The 765-nt window shown below is 77.6% G+C and carries 1 pseudogene; it reads right to left on the bottom strand.

What is annotated here, in order from left to right:
* A pseudogene (locus tag ACFV4F_RS43500) lies at positions 1-765 on the bottom strand (hypothetical protein); the annotation flags it as partial.

Genomic DNA, 765 nt, shown 5'->3' with positions numbered 1-765 from the left:
CGCCAGAGCCGGGCGAAGTGGTCGAGTGCGGCGGGTTCGGCGGGCAGCAGCGCGGCGGGCAGGCGGCAGACGAGCAGTCCGCTCTCGGCGGCGGCGCGGGCGGCGACGAGCCGCTTGCCGGGGGCGTCGGCGCCGACGAGCTGGACGACGGGTGCGCCGGGCCGCCGCCAGGTGCGGGCGATCTCGTCGGCGACGGCCTGCTGGGAGGGCGGCAGGTCGGCGGGGGAGCCGGGGCGGAAGCGCTCGACGAGCGGGGTGAGGCGGTCGTCGAGGTCGTTCAGGCCCTTGAGGTGGTTGACGACCCGCTCGTCCGCGCGCAGGACGCTGCCGACCAGGCTCTGTCCGGGCGGGCGGGCGATCTCGACCAACTGCCAGTAGCGCAGGCCGCCTTGCGGAGAGACGACGTCCCACGCGGGGTCGGGGAGGACGGCGAGGGCGAGGCCGAAGGTGGGGTGGGTGAGCCGTTCGTCGCCCTGGGCGAGCGCGTAGAGGCGGGTGATGGAGGGGTCCAGTTCGACGGCCGCGCACAGGAACAGGGTGTCGCGCTCGAAGCGGGTGAGGCCGAGGCGGCCGGCGAGTTCGGCGAGGGGTGGGGTGGCGACGGCCTCGGCGTCGCTGATCTTCATTGCGGCCGACGAGAGTTGACGGTCGGTCACTTTCGTCACGGCCGGAGTGGCCGCGGGGGGGGCGGGCCCCCCGCGGCGGGGGGGGGGGCGGCGCGCCGGCCGGCGCCCCGCGGCCCCGGGGCCCACCCCCCCCCCGCCA

The organism is Kitasatospora sp. NPDC059722, assembly GCF_042733235.1.
GTDB lineage: Bacteria > Actinomycetota > Actinomycetes > Streptomycetales > Streptomycetaceae > Kitasatospora.
The sequence above is the reverse complement of the archived record's forward strand: the minus strand, read 5'-3'. Positions and strand labels throughout refer to the sequence as shown.